This window comes from Leptolyngbya iicbica LK (assembly GCF_004212215.1).
GTDB lineage: Bacteria > Cyanobacteriota > Cyanobacteriia > Phormidesmidales > Phormidesmidaceae > Halomicronema > Halomicronema iicbica.
This window is the reverse complement of the sequence record NZ_QVFV01000002.1, coordinates 1,337,657-1,353,976: the sequence shown is the minus strand read 5'-3', so window position 1 is coordinate 1,353,976 and position 16,320 is coordinate 1,337,657. Positions and strand designations below refer to the sequence as shown.

General features: G+C 52.3%; 19 protein-coding genes. 11 read left to right on the top strand and 8 right to left on the bottom strand.

What is annotated here, in order from left to right; translation table 11 throughout:
* Window positions 1-202: 202 nt before the first annotated feature.
* The 5 genes from DYY88_RS12995 to DYY88_RS12975 form a co-directional block, all read right to left on the bottom strand.
* Window positions 203-763: an HD domain-containing protein gene (locus tag DYY88_RS12995; RefSeq protein WP_201279020.1), complete on the bottom strand. Its 561-nt coding sequence runs from the start codon at window positions 761-763 to the stop codon at window positions 203-205.
* Window positions 764-1,398: 635 nt separating this feature from the next.
* Window positions 1,399-1,734 (bottom strand): ArsR/SmtB family transcription factor, encoded by a 336-nt coding sequence (locus DYY88_RS12990; protein WP_044151270.1) that lies wholly within the window; start codon window positions 1,732-1,734, stop codon window positions 1,399-1,401.
* Window positions 1,731-2,477: a 16S rRNA (uracil(1498)-N(3))-methyltransferase gene (locus DYY88_RS12985; RefSeq protein ID WP_039727497.1), complete on the bottom strand. Its 747-nt coding sequence runs from the start codon at window positions 2,475-2,477 to the stop codon at window positions 1,731-1,733. Before DYY88_RS12985 ends, DYY88_RS12990 begins: the two co-directional genes overlap by 4 nt.
* Window positions 2,478-2,642: 165 nt before the next feature.
* Complete coding sequence (locus DYY88_RS12980) at window positions 2,643-3,281, bottom strand: hypothetical protein (protein WP_039727498.1); 639 nt, start codon at window positions 3,279-3,281, stop codon at window positions 2,643-2,645.
* Between the two features lie 303 nt (window positions 3,282-3,584).
* On the bottom strand, window positions 3,585-4,478 hold the full coding sequence (locus tag DYY88_RS12975) for a LysR family transcriptional regulator (RefSeq protein WP_039727500.1): 894 nt from the start codon (window positions 4,476-4,478) through the stop codon (window positions 3,585-3,587).
* A 119-nt stretch (window positions 4,479-4,597) separates the two neighbouring features.
* On the opposite strand from DYY88_RS12975, the gene DYY88_RS12970 reads away from it, so the two are divergent.
* The 5 genes from DYY88_RS12970 to DYY88_RS12950 all read left to right on the top strand — a co-directional run bounded on the left by DYY88_RS12970 (window position 4,598) and on the right by DYY88_RS12950 (window position 7,160).
* Window positions 4,598-5,302 (top strand): pirin family protein, encoded by a 705-nt coding sequence (locus DYY88_RS12970; protein WP_039727501.1) that lies wholly within the window; start codon window positions 4,598-4,600, stop codon window positions 5,300-5,302.
* Between the two features lie 160 nt (window positions 5,303-5,462).
* Entirely contained in the window at window positions 5,463-5,699 is a 237-nt protein-coding gene (locus DYY88_RS12965) for a CDGSH iron-sulfur domain-containing protein (protein WP_039727502.1), read from the top strand.
* Between the two features lie 270 nt (window positions 5,700-5,969).
* Entirely contained in the window at window positions 5,970-6,308 is a 339-nt protein-coding gene (locus tag DYY88_RS12960; RefSeq protein WP_039727504.1) for a hypothetical protein, read from the top strand.
* Between the two features lie 118 nt (window positions 6,309-6,426).
* A complete protein-coding gene (locus DYY88_RS12955) occupies window positions 6,427-6,672 on the top strand; it encodes a UPF0175 family protein (RefSeq protein WP_039727505.1) in 246 nt (81 codons plus the stop codon).
* Complete coding sequence (locus DYY88_RS12950) at window positions 6,669-7,160, top strand: PIN domain-containing protein (protein ID WP_039727506.1); 492 nt, start codon at window positions 6,669-6,671, stop codon at window positions 7,158-7,160. The genes DYY88_RS12955 and DYY88_RS12950 overlap by 4 nt, the downstream gene beginning before the upstream one ends.
* A 161-nt stretch (window positions 7,161-7,321) precedes the next feature.
* Here the strand turns inward: DYY88_RS12950 and DYY88_RS12945 are convergent, their stop codons facing one another.
* Together DYY88_RS12945 and DYY88_RS12940 are read right to left on the bottom strand one after the other, a co-directional pair.
* Window positions 7,322-8,059 carry an HNH endonuclease gene (locus DYY88_RS12945; RefSeq protein ID WP_039727507.1) on the bottom strand — a complete coding sequence of 246 codons (738 nt, stop codon included), beginning with the start codon at window positions 8,057-8,059 and terminating at the stop codon, window positions 7,322-7,324.
* Window positions 8,060-8,275: 216 nt separating this feature from the next.
* Complete coding sequence (locus DYY88_RS12940; RefSeq protein WP_039727508.1) at window positions 8,276-8,638, bottom strand: winged helix-turn-helix transcriptional regulator; 363 nt, start codon at window positions 8,636-8,638, stop codon at window positions 8,276-8,278.
* Window positions 8,639-8,813: 175 nt separating this feature from the next.
* Between DYY88_RS12940 and DYY88_RS12935 the strand changes: the two genes are divergently transcribed.
* Together DYY88_RS12935 and DYY88_RS12930 are read left to right on the top strand one after the other, a co-directional pair.
* Window positions 8,814-9,512 (top strand): glutathione S-transferase family protein, encoded by a 699-nt coding sequence (locus tag DYY88_RS12935; protein ID WP_039727509.1) that lies wholly within the window; start codon window positions 8,814-8,816, stop codon window positions 9,510-9,512.
* 46 nt (window positions 9,513-9,558) lie between these two features.
* Window positions 9,559-10,146: an NAD(P)H-dependent oxidoreductase gene (locus tag DYY88_RS12930; protein WP_039727510.1), complete on the top strand. Its 588-nt coding sequence runs from the start codon at window positions 9,559-9,561 to the stop codon at window positions 10,144-10,146.
* Window positions 10,147-10,236: 90 nt separating this feature from the next.
* Here the strand turns inward: DYY88_RS12930 and DYY88_RS12925 are convergent, their stop codons facing one another.
* Window positions 10,237-11,067 (bottom strand): SDR family NAD(P)-dependent oxidoreductase, encoded by an 831-nt coding sequence (locus DYY88_RS12925; RefSeq protein ID WP_039727511.1) that lies wholly within the window; start codon window positions 11,065-11,067, stop codon window positions 10,237-10,239.
* Window positions 11,068-11,248: 181 nt separating this feature from the next.
* Between DYY88_RS12925 and ggt the strand changes: the two genes are divergently transcribed.
* From ggt to DYY88_RS12905, 4 genes are all read left to right on the top strand, one after another.
* Window positions 11,249-12,814, top strand: coding sequence for a gamma-glutamyltransferase (gene ggt, locus DYY88_RS12920; RefSeq protein ID WP_039727512.1), 1,566 nt, complete (start codon window positions 11,249-11,251; stop codon window positions 12,812-12,814).
* Between the two features lie 1,045 nt (window positions 12,815-13,859).
* Complete coding sequence (locus tag DYY88_RS12915) at window positions 13,860-14,210, top strand: hypothetical protein (RefSeq protein WP_130199428.1); 351 nt, start codon at window positions 13,860-13,862, stop codon at window positions 14,208-14,210.
* Between the two features lie 632 nt (window positions 14,211-14,842).
* Window positions 14,843-15,331 (top strand): DUF4231 domain-containing protein, encoded by a 489-nt coding sequence (locus tag DYY88_RS12910; RefSeq protein ID WP_039727514.1) that lies wholly within the window; start codon window positions 14,843-14,845, stop codon window positions 15,329-15,331.
* Window position 15,332: 1 nt separating this feature from the next.
* A complete protein-coding gene (locus tag DYY88_RS12905; RefSeq protein WP_044151272.1) occupies window positions 15,333-16,235 on the top strand; it encodes a carbohydrate ABC transporter permease in 903 nt (300 codons plus the stop codon).
* Window positions 16,236-16,320: the final 85 nt, after the last annotated feature.

Genomic DNA, 16,320 nt, shown 5'->3' with positions numbered 1-16,320 from the left:
GCCGCAGTGCGCCCTGACGCCTCTTCTATCATCTTGCACCTAAGCGGTCTAATTCCCGTCAATTGGCTGGAATCGCGTCAATGTTTTGCAGTATTTCTTAGGATTTCTTTTGGAAAATGATATTGCCCTGATGATTTTGCCTCAGTGAAGGGTTGTTTAGGCCGCGACCTCGCTGGCCCGGCGTTGTCGTTTGGGGGGCTCGCTATTCGGCTTGAGCCCAATCTTGGGTGGCCGCAGTATACGCTTCATCAAAGAGGGTCTCTAAGATGGTGTGGGTGCCTCGCATTTGATCAACTACGCGCTTGCCCCAGTCGCAATATTCTTGCTGACGGGTTGGCGACCAATCGGGCGGCGGCGACATCGCAATATCTCGCACGTTCGCGATTTTGTCCGCTAGTTTTACCAGTTTGGCGCGATCGCTGATCGTTGCCGCATGTTCAACTTGCAACTGTTTGCGGGTCGCCTTGGGCAGTGATTTATCGTCAGTCAGTTGGTCAACCACAGCGGCCACTTCTTCCCCAAATAGAGCGGCGATTTCCGTCAGGCTAGTGTCGGTATCTTCGACCGTGTCGTGCAATAAAGCGCCGATTAACACCACTGCATCGCTGATTTGCGCTTCGTTGACCAAGATATTCAACAGCGCGATCGGGTGATTGATGTAAGGGGTTCGCTCGGCATCTTTGCGGCGCTGCTGTCGGTGTTTACGCGCGGCAAACTGCAGGGCCGCCGTGACCTCGTTCAAACTTAGGTAAGACATTGCCATACTGGATGATTCGCCCCTTGCGCTCGTTAAAGTGATTTCCCTCTCCCAAAAGGGTAGCAATCGGGGCTAAATGCGATCGCGGTTCGTTGCTCCCCTGTCTGATCGTTCGGGTTGGGCACGTATGTGTTTAGCGTCAGGTTGCGACTGCTCCCCCTGAATTCCCCTTAAAAAGAGGGACTTCAAGCCGAGTTCTTGAGAGCCCCCTTTTCAAGGCTATCCCTTACACAAAAGTTGCTGTATCCCTTTTCAGCTAGTCAGTTTAGAGATCGGTTGTAGCCGTTTTCAGGACTTTAGAACCTCACCTAACCTCTCCTTGGCAAGGAGAGGAACCGGAGCCCCGGTCAGATTTGAGGCAAATTTCTTCCCAGCCCATGAATAAACCTCTCCTTGCGTTGGCTCAGCCTGCCCGAAGGGCTTAGGAGAGGTGCCGCAGGCGGTGAGGTGTTAATCGCTCAACCGAAGTCTAGAAACCGTTGCTGGCATAACTTTGAGCGACTTATGCCTAATGGATAGCTTTTCAAGGGGGTGGCGACAGCGGGGGATCTCAAGCCCCGCCAAACAGATACTTGGGCACTGCCCAACCCGTACAACTCCTTCCTTGGCTGATCTGGGGAAGTGATTTGAGCGCCCAGCGATTATTGGGCTTCTTCGCGTAAGCGAGTCGGAATGATGGGGCTGTGGCGGCGATAATCAGCCAGGTATTGCTCAAGTGCGGTGAATTGGGTCAGGTCTAAACTGTAGTATGTCCATCGACCTTGGGGACGGGCTTTGACGAGCCCGGCATCTTTGAGCACGCGCAAATGAAAGGACAATTTAGACTGACTGACCTCTAATTCATCGCAGAGGTCACAGACGCACATTTCTTGCGTCCGTAGGCGCTCGATGACGTTCATGCGCAACGGATCGGACAAGGCATGGAAACCAGACAAACAGACCTCTGTGGTTGTCTCTGACAGATTGGCAATGTTCATAGTGATGTGTCGTTTGATGATGTTATGTTAGCGAATTCAATGCCAGCTTGAAGGATGCCGATCGCCACCACAGACGCGGTGACTGCGCGCAAGATTGAGCCGCCCAAAGACGCCGGCTGATAGCCGTGGGCCAGGGCTTGGGTGACTTCTGATTCCGTCCAACCGCCTTCGGGGCCAATGGCTATTTCTATCGCCGGGAGAGGGGACAACAGACTCACTGACAATAGCGCGGGGGCTGACCGTCGGGCGACGCAGATGACTCGAGTATCCTGTGACTCTTGGGCTAGCCAACTGGACCAAGCTAGGGGCTCCCTCACCTTAGGGACGGTCAAGCGCTCGCATTGTTCCCCGGCTTCGGCAGCGATGCGTCGCCAACGTTGGAGTTTGTTGGCACTAGGGCGGAGCACGGTGCGATCGCTAACAATCGGCACAATTTCATCCACCCCGAGTTCGGTCACTTGACGCACCACCTCATCAAAGCCTTGTTTGGGTAGGCAGGCCGCGAGGGTGATGCGCGATCGCACCCCGGTGGTTGGGGCAACTTCAGGCGCGATCGCCGTCAGGGTTGCCTGTGCGGCATCGGGTTGCAAGATAGCCGTCCACAGATGGCCTTGTCCATCTAACGCCAAAAAGCGATCGCCCGATTTGAGCCGCAATACCCGCTGCAGGTAATGCCGCTGATCGACCGTTAAATTGAGCTGATCGGCCTGAATTTGTGCCGGATCAACAACGACTCGTTGCAAGGGATGCCTCTCTTGTGACCAGTGAAAATCGAGTGCCAATGGACAGGGTAGCGGCGATCGCGGTGCAGTGCTAAGGAGATCTCTGATCAATAATTGCCCACTCGTAGGGTGTCATGAGCGCAGCGTCATGCACCGCAGCTAAACATTTTGGTTTCTGGAGATCTCTTAAGTCAAATCAATGAGACGAGTATAGGTAATGACCTGAGTGACCGGGTCAAATTTGAGGTCTAGCGCCAGTTGGTTGCGGGTCAGCTGCACCCCCTCCGCCGTTGTGGTCTCGATTACCCAACCCGCCGCTTCGAGCTCCTCGAGGGTGCTGTCTAAATCTTCGTCTAAATAAGTGTGGGGAAAGCTGTAAGTGACATTAAAGCCAGCTTCGGGGCGGGCCGTTGGGCCATCCGGCAAGCGAATTTCGAGTGCGGTTTCCCCCTGCGGATTGACCCTGGCGCGATATTCTAAATCGCCCTGCTGATTGGCGTAGGTGCGCCACGGGTCGTCAGCCGTTTCTGGACTCACCACGTAGGCTAGCACCCCGTTTTGGTCGGTGTAGCCCGTTTCTTTGTTGTAAACGTTGAGATAGGTCAAGCCATCTTGGCGATATACCCGCACCAGATAGTGATCGGTTTCAAACCGCAACAGGGTTGAGCCGTCGTCTTTGAGTTCCCCTTTATTTTCCAGCGCTTGGGCGATCGCTAATGGCTGCGCCAGGGCGGCCAACGGCGCGGAGGCTACCGCCGCAGAATAGCCCCCAATACTCGCTAATACCGCCATCAGACTGGCGGCAACAGAGGTTGAAAATCGCATCTTGCTACATTACTTGACACCACACACAGCCCCCTATCTTAGGGGAGGACGTGAACCCGTGCGATCGCGCCAGCGACTGATTTAGTCACGTGCACTGAGCTGAGGTCACGCCTTTATTGGGGGACGAGTGGCACACCGTTTCGTTCCACCCAGCCATGACAGACATCCCTCAAAAAGCCATCATCCACAACCTGCATGACGAGGGGATGGACGATCTCAGCCCCCCCTCACGAGATTGAGATTGGCGGAGGCTGGTTTCATGTCTCTTCGCCCACCGCGGTTGCTCATATCGACTTCAACGCCTTATGCCTGGGTGTCAATCTGTTCAGCCAGAAAATCCACCAGCAACTGCACTTTGGTCGAGAGATGACGGTTGACCGGATACAGCACACAAATTGAGATTTTGGGCGCTTCGTAGGCGGGCATGACCTGTTGTAACCGACCGGCGGCAAGATCGGCCTGCACAATGAATCGAGGGAGCAACGCGATGCCTAATCCCTGAACGGCTGCGGCTTGCAACACTTCGCCATTGTTGGCGCAGAGGGGACCAGAAATCGTGATTTTGTGTTCACCGTCGGGGCCAACAAGCGTCCATTGGTTGTCGGTGGCGAGGTGGCCGTAGGCGAGGCAGGGATGATCGGCCAAATCGCTGGGAATTTGTGGCGGCTGGCGATCGCGCAAATAATCCGGCGCGGCGCATAAAATCACCGGCGCGGGCGCGAGTGTTTGCACAATCAGGTTAGCCATTGAGGTGGGGCGGGCAATGCGCAGAGTCACGTCAAAGCCCTCTTCGATCGGGTCGATGAAGCGATCGCTCAAACTCAGCTCCACATGTAAGTCGGGATACTGCCTCAAAAACTGTGCCAGTAGTGGGGCCAGATGGCGGGTGCCAAAGGTCATCGGCGCGTTGATGCGGAGTTGCCCTTGCGGTTTGGTTTGCAAGTTAGACACCGCGAGTTCGGCCTCCGCGACATCGGCCAAAATGGCGATGCACCGCTCATAAAAGGCTAACCCAGTGGCGGTGGGGGTCACTTTGCGGGTCGTGCGCTGGAGTAGTTGCACTTTGAGCGCTTCCTCCAGATTCATTACCAGCTTATTCACCGCCGATCGCGACAGCCCCATTTGCCGAGCGGCGGCGGCAAAGCCTCCCGATTCGACCACTTGGGCAAAGGCTCGCATACTGTCAAACTTATCCATCTGATTGTCGAATGAATAGAAACAAAGAGTTGATTAAATTGAGTATTGTCTTTTATTGAGAGTCATTCCATAATAAAGCCAGTGATATTAATTCCGACGCCAAATTAAGGAGGTGTCTCATGATTACCCTGCGACCTGGCAGCGATCGCGGCAAAGCGAATTTTGGTTGGCTCGATAGTCGTCATTCCTTTTCCTTTGGCAACTATTACGATCCGGCGCACATGGGGTTTGGCACGTTGCGCGTCATCAACGAAGACAAAGTTACCCCAGGGCAAGGCTTTTCGACCCACGGCCACCGCGACATGGAAATTATTTCCTACGTGTTAGACGGTAGCTTGGCGCACAAAGACAGCATTGGCAATGGTTCTGTCATCCGGCCCGGTGATGTGCAGCGGATGTCGGCTGGCACCGGCATCATGCACAGCGAGTACAACGCCTCGGACACCGATCCTGTCCACTTTTTGCAAATTTGGGTCTTGCCAGCTGAGCAAGGCATCGAGCCCAGCTACGAGCAAACCTACTTTGGCCCAGAAGATAAGCAGAATCAACTGCGGCTGGTGGGCTCCCAGGATGGCCGCGAAGGCTCCGTCACCATTCATCAAGATGTGGATTTGTATGCCACGGTGTTGCAGCCCGAGGCGTCGGTCACCCACACTCTTGGGGCTAACCGACAAGCTTGGTTACACGTGGCGAAAGGGGCGATCAAGTTGAATGGTCATGACCTGACTGCGGGTGATGGGGTGGCGGTATCTGAGCCCGTCGCCTTGACCCTGACCGGAACCAGCGAAGACGCCGAAGTGCTGCTATTTGACATGGCGGCCTAGACAAAATTGGGCAGCGCTCAAGTCAACCCTTTCGACTCGGCAGCCCTGACCCGTTGGGGAATCAGTTGCCTGGTTCCCCCGCATTGCAACAGCGATCGCCCTGCCCCACTCATCGGTGAGCGGGGCGATCTCTTTCACTTACCTAGAGGAGAACACCATCATGGAAAGCCCAAACGTGGCTGCCAAGCAGCCCAAAGTCATGGAGCTAGAGCCCGGTGACTATTGGTATTGCACCTGTGGCAATTCTGACAATCAACCCTTTTGCAACGGGGCTCACCAAGACACTGGCTTTACGCCGATGAAATTTACCATCGAGGAGAAAAAGCAAGTAGCCCTGTGTCAGTGCAAACAGACCGGGAATGCCCCTTTTTGCGATGGCTCCCACGCCAAACTCTAAACAATTCGGTTAGCCAATGATGCGCCAGTGGGGCGATGAGTCATCATCATGCCCTCATTGGCGCATCTTTTGTGCCGCTGGGGAACTGCGGGCACCGGGGCCAGCGTCACTGAACTCACAAGACGGATTCGGGTGAGGGGCTGAAAATGACTCAAGGTGACAGTGAGCGATCGCGACCAAAGTTTTGGCGTTGGGTTAACTAGGAGGCTAGACTACTTCATACAAGATTGGCGGTGGTCTGCAAATCCACACCCCTTTTCAGGAGGCCCTATGGCAATTTCGCGGATTGGTGCTCTGGTCGGACTCAGTGCCGGATTGTTGGGGGCGATCGCTCCCGCCTGGGGACAGTCACCGGGCTTGTATTATGCCTGGCGCAGCGTTGAAATGAATTTGACCACGTGTTTAGATCGCTCCACTGCCGCCCTCACCAATGCTGGGTTGACCGACATTCAGGTCGAAGGCAATAGCGTGGCGGGCACGACCGACATTTCCACCGCTGTCTTTGTTTGTTTAGAAAACTCTGAACCAATGACGGTCATGATTATGGTGTCGAGCACCGATGACGATGCGGCCTTTGACTTGAGAGAAACGCTGAAAGCGAGTTTCTGAAACCGCCACCTGGATTCCGGCTAGAGGAGAGCGATCGCTTATTCTATACTCGCAAGCAGTCTCTCAGAAATCAGCAGAATTAGGGGGGAAAGCACATGGAAATTAGGAGATTAAAGCCATGGGTTTAGTCATTTCCGATGAGTTTTTGCAAACAGCACATATTACTGAAACCGATCTCAAACTCGAAATTGCCATTTTGCTATTCCAACAGGAAAAAATTACTCTCGGCACTGCCAGTCATTTTGTAGGGATGAATCAACTGGAATTTCAGCGCCTATTAGGTAGTCGTAAAATCCCCATTCATTATGGTGTTGAAGACTTGCAGCAAGATCTCAAAACTCTAGAAGCAAACGATTGGCGATGATCGTAGTCAGTAATACGTCACCGATCTTTTACCTATCTACCATTGGCCAAATCGAGTTACTCAACCAGCTCTACGGTGAAATCGTAATTCCAACGGCTGTTTACAACGAAATTACTCATGTCGGCAATACTGATGTCAGTGCTAGGGAGGTGCCAACTTTAAGTTGGGTTAAAATCCAACCCGCCACTGATCAAGCATTTGTAAACAAACTAAGGGCCACACTCGACCTTGGAGAAGCTGAAGCGATCACCCTCGCCGTCGAGTTAAAGGCTGATCGTCTTCTGATGGATGAACGCTTGGGAAGAGCTGCCGCAATAGGAGCAGGGCTTCAAGTGACCGGTGTCTTAGGTATCCTGATTGCCGCCAAACGTAATAACTTAATTCGGGAAGTAAAGCCCTTGCTTGATGATTTGATCGAGCAAGTCGGCTTCTGGATTGATGCGCAGCTTTATGCCGAGGTACTACAAGTGGTGGATGAGTCAGCATGAAACGATATCGTACTCGCGCTTCCGAGCATAACAATCTCGCTGTTATGCCCCAGTCACTAACTGGGTGTTAGTTAGAGGAGAGTGATCGTCTATCAGGATTGCAATGTTTATGATCACCCTTTAACGTTTGAGTTGACTTGACGGTGCTTTTTATAGGCCAGTCAAGTTGGACGGGTTGTTAAATATTGTTTGACTTCACTAATTGTGTACGCAGGTTTCTTCTTGTGTAACATTGCATGGCAATTCGGGCAGACGGGCCTCAAGTCGTTGATTGCATCAATAGAATATTCATTGCTAATTGATGATATTTCTACTAAATGGTGAACATGTATAAATGATTTTCCTATATCTCCATAAGTCTCTTCAAAATCGAAATCACAAATCACGCACTTGCAACCATAATGGTCTACACATTGCTGTCGAGCTATTGGGTTGCGCTCATAGACGTTGACACTAACCTTTCTGGTTTTCCCCTCGAGTAAGGACTCATCTTCTTCGGTTACTTCACTTGGAAATATTTCTTGAATATCAACAGCCGCTATTTTAGTGAACCTCGCACATATTTCCCTTTGCTTATGGAGAGTCGTATTGCCTATGTCTTCGTAATAATCAATATGTTGTCTGAGAGCAGATAAAGCATTTAATAAGCACGTCCTTCCGCCATCTTCATGGATTTTTTGAAGATAATATTCTGTCCCGTAGGCGTTGCTAGTTCTGGGGAATCTGCGTGCTTCTAGCATACATTTGTAATTGTGTACATAGTCGCCAGCAGAATTTCTGTTCATACCGTAATGATCTACTAACTCATCTAGGCCATCTTTGTGGCTAATGGCGCCATCATATATTTGTTTGGCAATATCATATGAGGCACGGATCATTTCTTGTGTGATTGCTGGCATGGCTGTTTTAAGCTTGACTATCTATTAAACCGACGCATTCTGACTGACTTCTATTATTTATGTAATTAGATGGAAATCGTTCAATCTAATTACTTGACCTGGGCGTTCATATAGAAATCAGTCAGCCTAATGGTCCCATAGTAGGTAATTAGGTTGGCTCCTCTAGAATAAACATGCCCAGGTTTTCGGTGAGATTACCCATCCTCTAATCCCAAACTAAATTTCATGGCTTTCTACCCAGTCTTTGAGGATTTCTAGGAAGTTAACGGCCGATCGCCCAAACTCAGTAATTTCGTAGGCGACGGCGATGGGGCGATCGCTAATCACTTCTCGTTTCACCAGACCCGCTTCCTCCATTTCTTGTAGGCGTTGGCTCACCATTTTCTTACTCGCTCCGCCTAACTGACGAGCCAGATCATTGAAGCGCACCGGCCCATCTTTGAGATGCCAGAGAATCGAGCCCTTCCATTTGCCCCCCAACAGGCGCATCCCGCGCTCAATGGGGCAAGGCTCTAAACATGGCTCGGCAACGACCTTGCGGCCCTGACTGTCAGTGCTGATGTTGGTAATGTCGCCCATAAAAATCAGGTTGCTAACAGGTTACTAAAAGTATACTGGTTGACCCTGGTTACTGGTCTGACTATCTTAGGACAGGTCGCTGAGCTGTGCTATCTCTCGCCAAAGGGCGCGATGGGGCGCTCGTTCATCCATCTTGTGTATTCGGTTCGCAGTTCTTTTACCGACAGAACGTTTTATGGCATCCCCCGATATTCATCTCTACACCGCTTCCACCATGAACGGTTGGAAGCCTGTCATCTTTCTCGAAGAAGCTGGAGTCGAATATGACTTGACCTACATCGACTTTGGCAAAAAAGAGCAAAAGTCTGACTGGTATATGCGGCTGAACCCTAACGGTCGCATTCCCACGATTGTCGATCGCAGCAACGATGATTTTGCCGTGTTTGAGTCGGGGGCCATCCTCTGGTACCTGGCCGAGAAGTATCAGCAGTTTCTGCCCGTGGGTGAAAAAGCCCGGTCGGAAGCGCTGCAGTGGTTGATGTTTCAGATGGCGGGCATCGGCCCCATGATGGGTCAGGCCATGTACTTTCAGCGCATTGCCGCCCCCAAAGGCATTCAGGATGACTACGCTATCGATCGCTACGTCACCGAATCTCGCCGCTTGCTCGAAGTCTTAGACAAACAGTTAGCCGACAAGCCTTACATCCTTGGTGACGAGTTCACCATTGTCGATATTGCGACCTATCCCTGGGTGCGGTCTTATCCCTGGGCCAAGGTTTCCGTTGACGGACTAGATAACTTCCAAGCCTGGTGCGATCGCATCGATGCTCGCCCCGCCACCCAAAAAGCCGTCACCATTCCCAAACCTTTTCCCGCCTTCTTTGGCCAGGGCGACGAAGCGGCTTCTCAGGCAGAAAACGCCTCCCGTTTCTAGGCTTTTCGCCTGACTCCTTTCCCTTACCTATCAGGAAACATTCACCGTGAAAAACATTTTCATCATCAACGCCCACGAAGCGTATCCGTTTTCCCCCGGCAAGCTCAATGCCACGCTGGTTGATCAGGCCAAAACTGAGCTGTTACAACAAGGCTACGACGTCCAAATCACCACCATGCAGGACGATTACAACGTTGATCAAGAAATTGAGAAGCACCAATGGGCCGATGCCATCATTGTGCAAACTCCGGTGAATTGGATGGAAGTGCCCTGGAGCTTTAAGCGCTACATGGATACCGTTTATTCGGCGGGGATGGATGGCCGACTCTGCGCTGGCGACGGCAGAACTCGCCAAGATCCCAGCCAACAATACGGCACGGGGGGAACGTTGACGGGCAAAAAGTACATGCTCTCTTTGACCTTAAACGCTCCTAAAGAGGCCTTTAATGATCCCGATCAGTGGTTCTTTGAAGGTAAAACCATTGATGATTTATTCTGGCCCATGCACCTGAATTTCAAATTTTTTGGCATGGAGCCGCTGGAAACCTTTGCCTGCTTTGATGTCATGAAAAATCCTGATATTGAGAATGATTTCCAGCGATTTTCGGCTCACCTCAAACAACAATTTGCTTGACTCGAATAGGCCGGACCTGGCGGTTCCCGAGTTGGTCAGATTGGCAAAGTTTGAATGGCTACATCGGCAAATGCTCGGAGTTGAGTCGTGCTAACGCAGGGTATTCAGCCCAAAGCGTTTGCTTTGCAGGCGATCGAGCAGCCGGGCAGGGAGCCAGCGTTTGAGAAAGGGCAGTTGCCAACTTTTTTTGCCCAACCAAATCTCTGGCGGCAACGCCCCACGGTCGACTTTTTGGCCGAGTTGACGCGCAAACTCGTCGCTGGAGGTAGCGTTTTGCTGAGATAGGGTGGCGCGCATTTGCACTTTGTCGGCAATGGGGGTGTACCAAGAGTCTTCGGGGAGGGCGGCGGCTGGCAATTGCGCATTGTCGCCAAATTTGGAGGCGATCGCTCCCGGATGCACCGTCACCACTTGAATGCCAAAGGGAGCCAGCTCCATCCGCAACGCTTCCGAGAGTGCCCGCAGTGCCGCTTTTGAGCCCGCGTAGGCCCCCGCAAAAGGCGTGGTAAAGACACTGGAGACGCTGGCAATATTCAAAATCAGGCCGCCGCCCTGCGCTTTCATCAGGGGCGCGATCGCCTGCACCAGTTGCACCTGCGCCGTGACATTCGTCGCAAATTGAGTCGCGATCGCCGCTGGGGGCAAATCCATCACCGGGCCAAACAAGCCATACCCCGCATTGTTCACCAATACATCGGGCACCAGTCCCACTTGCTGCAACGTTGCGACGAGCTGCGCGATCTGGTCGGCTTGGGTGACATCCAGGCGGTAAGTGTGCAGGCCCGTTGCTTGCAGATCGGCGATCGAGTCTGGTTGCCGGGCCGTCGCGATGACAATATCGCCCCGACGGTGAAACTCCTCACAGAGCGATCGCCCAATCCCCGAAGAACATCCCGTAATTAACACCCGACGCTGACCCACAATGTGCCTCCCAACAAGCGCTGTGTTCACATCCTGCCTGGTGTGACCGATCTTGCCAAGTCACCCAACTTCCCTGACCTATCAGCCTCATTACTTACTCACAATTCCCCTGTTTCGAATCTCAGCGAGAGCGGTAGAGTAGGGGGCACAGTTTTGGATGTTGTGAGGTTGATCCGTGACGATGGCGCATCGCGGCGGGACTGGCAAAGGCGTGGTCGCGGCTGGTCACGCCCTAACGGCGGCAGCCGGGGCAGAAATTTTGCGGCAGGGGGGCAATGCCTTTGATGCGGCGATCGCCGCCGTGATGACCGCTTGGGTCACCGAGTCAGTGCTGACGTCAGCCGGCGGTGGTGGTTTTTTGCTGGCCCATACCCACAATGGCCGCAACTGCTTGTTCGACTTTTTTAGCCAAACGCCCCGGAGTAATCGCCTCTCGCGATCGCCAGACTTTTATCCGATTTACGCCAACTTTGGCGACACCGTGCAGGAATTTCACATTGGGCTGGGGTCGATCGCAGTGCCCGGAGCCGCAGTAGGACTGCTGCATGTACACGAGCGCCTGGGCAAGTTGCCCTTGGCAGCGATCGCTGAGCCCGCCATTCATCACGCGCAGCAGGGCGTCACGGTCAATCCGTTTTTGGCCTACGTTTATGAATTGCTAGACCCGATTTTGACGGCGACAGACGCAGCGAAGGCGATGTATACCCAACAGGGCAAACTGCTGAGAGCAGGCGATACGCTGGCGATGCCGGACTTTGCCAAGACGCTGAAGCTGATGGTGGAACATGGGGCGGCCATCTTTTGTGAGGGGGCGATCGCCCAGCAGATCGATCGCGACTGTCGAGCGGCGGGGGGGTATCTCACCCTGGCTGACCTGCAAGCCTATCGCGTCATCGAACGGCAACCCCTGAGCCTGTCGTATCGCGACACGACTTTTCTGACGAATCCGCCACCTAGTTCCGGCGGCACGCTGATTGCCTTTGCCCTCAAGCTGCTGGAAACGCTGGATTGGCGGCAGTTGCCCCACGGCAGCGATCGCCACCTCGCTTGTCTGAGTCAAGTCATGGCCCTTACCAATACGGCCCGTCGCGATGGATTTGATCATTGCTTATACGATCCCGATGTGGCGACGGCATTTCTGCAACAGTCACACTTGCAGCCCTATCAGGCCACTCTCGCAGATCGGGTTAACCGTCTAGGCAGCACCACCCACGTCAGCGTTATCGACAGCGAGGGAAATGCGGCCAGTGTCACGACTTCCAATGGCGAAGGGTCTTCTTACGTGGTGCCGCAGACGGGCATGATGCTCAACAACATGCTGGGCGAAGAGGACTTGCATCCCCAAGGCTTTCATCAGTGGGCTCAGAATCAGCGCATTTCGTCCATGATGGCCCCGACCATGATTTTGCAAGAGGGGCAGCCGGAACTGGTGCTCGGCTCAGGCGGCTCGAATCGTATTCGCACCGCCATTTTGCAAGTAATCGCCAATGTGGTGGACTTTGGGATGCCGCTCGAGGCCGCGATCGCCGCCCCCCGCATCCATTGGGAACGGGGTACATTGCATCTAGAACCCGCGGCCCATTTACCCCTTGAAGCCTTGAATGACTTGCCCGATACCGACACGGTGATTCCCTGGCAGCAGCAAAACATGTATTTTGGCGGTGTCCACGCCGTTGGCGTCGATGCCCAGGGCAACTTGCACGGCGCTGGCGATGCCCGTCGCGGTGGAGCCGTGGCGTTTGCCTGACCAGGGGTAAGACACTGTCTCCCTCGAATACTCACCGCCAATGCCGCATCAGCTGCCCGCGACCCGACCTAAAAAGCGCTTTGAAAAAGAATCTTCCACTCTGCGGGTGCTTGTAGCACAGCTCATGCACTGCAGTTCGGTCTGTTTATTGCTGGCAATCATTTAAAGAGTTGCTTGCAGATAGCATCCCAATCGTTGGGGCTGGCCATTGCCCAACCCTTACACCACCTTTGCTGGACTGAGGAGGTGAGTTTGGCGCGCAACTCTAACGGACTAGTGCAATGCCTGAGTAAGGGGGGCTGTCACCATGTGGCCGTCAAAGCCTTGTCATCAATAACGACTGGCTCTCACTGATACTGGCTCTCACTGATATTGAGAATGCGACTACGCTAGTGCTGAGTCCTTAAGGCGGCTGAACTTATTAGTGACGCACCCTGAGAAAGGCTAGACTTGATCCGAGAGCAGTTCAAGCTGAGCCGCAGTATCATAGCTGTGCAATATGGACCTTTGCCCTCAGTAAAGCCACCCGTTTTAAGATCACGGCTCGACGCACAGCGTAAAACCAATTTTGCAGTATCCGTATTAATTCAAAAGTTTTTGTGAATTAAATTATGGCAACTCCGTAATTTTGCGGTCAGAGGACTGCGGTGTTTTTAGGCAGAAGGATGTCAACGCCCTCCGTAATAGTGCTGAAAGTCCTTCGTCGTCCTATCCATAAATCGACTCAAAGCTGGAAAGCCAGCTGTAATAAGGCTTCTGAGATACCAGCTCGGCTAATATTGAGAGGCGATCGCGGCACATTTTGCCTCTCAATATCGAATAGTTATCGCCATGCGAGTAAATGACCAATTGAAATCCCCGTGTTTCTACAGATGAAATCCTTGAAGGCATTATCAATTTCTTCAGTGACAATCACATGAGGGGTGACACCACTACTGATGAGGATATTGACGAGGTGCCGACCAAAAATTAGTTATTTTCCCTGATCGTTTCTCATTTTGATAGTCATAAGATCCAGATGTAACCGCAAGGGACATCTACAAAAATGAACATTCTTTCTAATCCTTCTAACCCAGGTTCTATGGGTTCTAACCCGTCAGGAAATCATGAATCGCTAACAGCTATTTGTCAGAACATTCAAGCTGAATCGCGCTTGCAACAGTATCGAATTGATCAGCAGCAGCAAGAAATTAAGTCACTCAAACATAAAGTTCAGGTTCTAGAACTACATAAGGCTACCCAGTTAGGTCAGGATAAAATCGTAGGCTTTATGGTAGGCGCGATTGTTTTGTCTTTACTAAGCTTGGCTACTTCTATTTTCTTTTCACCTTCAGAAGAGCCTCAGTTGAGCCTGCGATCAGAGGCCTCGTCTGTCTATCAACTTCCGCGTGTATGACAAACATGTCTCAGTAGAAAATTGATTTGAATGGATTTCGGTAGTCACGAGCAGCAATTTATTCTGGTGCTAACGCTTGAGATTAGTCGTTTCTAAGACGATCCTAGTGGCAAGGTGTTGGTGGCTGTGGATTGATGTTCTATTAGCAATAAATAATTGTCTGAATTGAGGAGGAGTGAAGTAATGGAAAATATGAAATATATGTTCAAGATCTAGCTCAAGTGAACTGAAGAATATTTCAGCTAACGTGAAGTCTGAAATATTAGAAATATTATGCTTGATACTCTCCTGTGCCGCTTTTGAATTGGCTGCCAGGAGAGTTTTGTTTGTGAGTATTTTTTGAGGAAAGTAATAGGTTGAAGAGTTCGACTAGGTGATCTGGGTCGGCGCAAAATCTCTGTCTTTATTTACCTCATCTCGCGCCACTGAGCTAGGCAAATAAAGTGCTTTGACTGCGGATTCATCGAGCCCTTCGAGTAGCGAGCGTTATAGAGATTTGCGATCGCAAATCTCTGCCTCAATCTCCTTGCGATTACTGCGGGTTTACAACATAGAAGCCGTGCTATGAAAAGGTGGAATACGAAGGCTGATAAACATGAATTCAACAACTTGCCGGGGAGAAGAGACTGACGATGAAAGAGCCTGTGGAGCGTTACAAACCCCTGTCACCTGCGGAGACTTTTGAAGATCGCCGCCAGCAGGCCCTTGACCAGTGTGACCATCTAATTCGTGACTTTGCTCGGCGGGCCACTCGCCACAAGACTCGCTACAAGCGATTGCAGATAGCGAGCGTCACCTTGGCGATTAGTACCACTATTCTCGCAGCGCTGTCGGCCAGTGCCTTATTGGGTCAGTGGGAGTGGATTGTGACGGCAGTCAGTGGCCTCGCCACCCTCGCAACGACCCTTTTGAGCCAGACCCATACTCAAAAAATGTGGGTTGAGTCCCGCAATATGTCGCAGCAGTTCCAAATGGAACTGTTTCTCTATTTGCAGGCGAGTGGCGAGTATCTGCATGCCCGAGACGAGGCAGAGAGCCTTAAGATGTTTTCTCAGCGCTTGATGAATGTTTGGTCTCAGGCGCAGGAAAAATGGTCGCAACGAGCGTCTTCGGCAGGTTGATATGGTGCCATTGTCTGAAAATTCGAAGCAACTAGCACTTTGGCGATCGCTGATCCCCTACCTTTTCCTCGCGCCCGCATTGACGGTGCTGGGGCTGACAGTGTTTTGGCCCGCGATTCAAGCGCTGTATCTGAGCTTTACCAGCTACGGCTTTGACGTGACCCAGCCGCCATTGTGGATAGGGCTGGACAATTTTCGGGAGTTGCTGGGCGATCGCACCTTTTGGACTACGGTCAAAAATACCCTGCTGTATCTAATTGGCGTGGTGCCGCTGCTGGCAATTTTGCCGCTGCTGCTGGCGATTTTGGTGAACCAAAAGCTGCGCGGAATGCGCTGGTTCCGAGTGGCGTACTACACCCCGGTTGTGATCTCCATGGTCGTTGCGGGCATTGCCTGGCGCTGGCTTTATGCGGAGAACGGCTTTTTTAACCAGATTTTGATTGGGCTAGGACTAACGGAAAGCGGCATTCCCTGGTTGACCAGTCCGGCCCTGGCGATGCCCAGCGTCATGGTGGTGACGATTTGGAAGGGACTGGGCTACTACATGGTGATTTATCTGGCGGGGCTGCAAACCATTCCCCCTGATTTGTACGAGGCAGCGGCGATCGAGGGGTCTGACGGCTGGCGCAAGCATTGGGATATCACCTTTCCCCTGATGCGGCCCTATATTTTTTTGGTCACGGTGATTTCCGCGATCGCCGCCACTAAGGTCTTCGAAGAGATCTACATCATGACCCAGGGGGGACCGCTCAACAGTTCTAAGACCATCGTTTACTACGTCTATGAGCTGGCGTTTCAAGAGTTGGAGCTGAGCTATGCCTGCACCGTCGGCCTGGCACTGTTTCTCGTGATTTTGGCATTGTCAATTTTGCGGTTGATGAGCGATCGCGGCGAAGTCGTTTGACCCCACTTGTGATAGCTCGATGAATCACGTTTTCGACCACCGAGCAAACGCTTCCTTCAAAAGAAGACTGCCGAACCGACCCCCA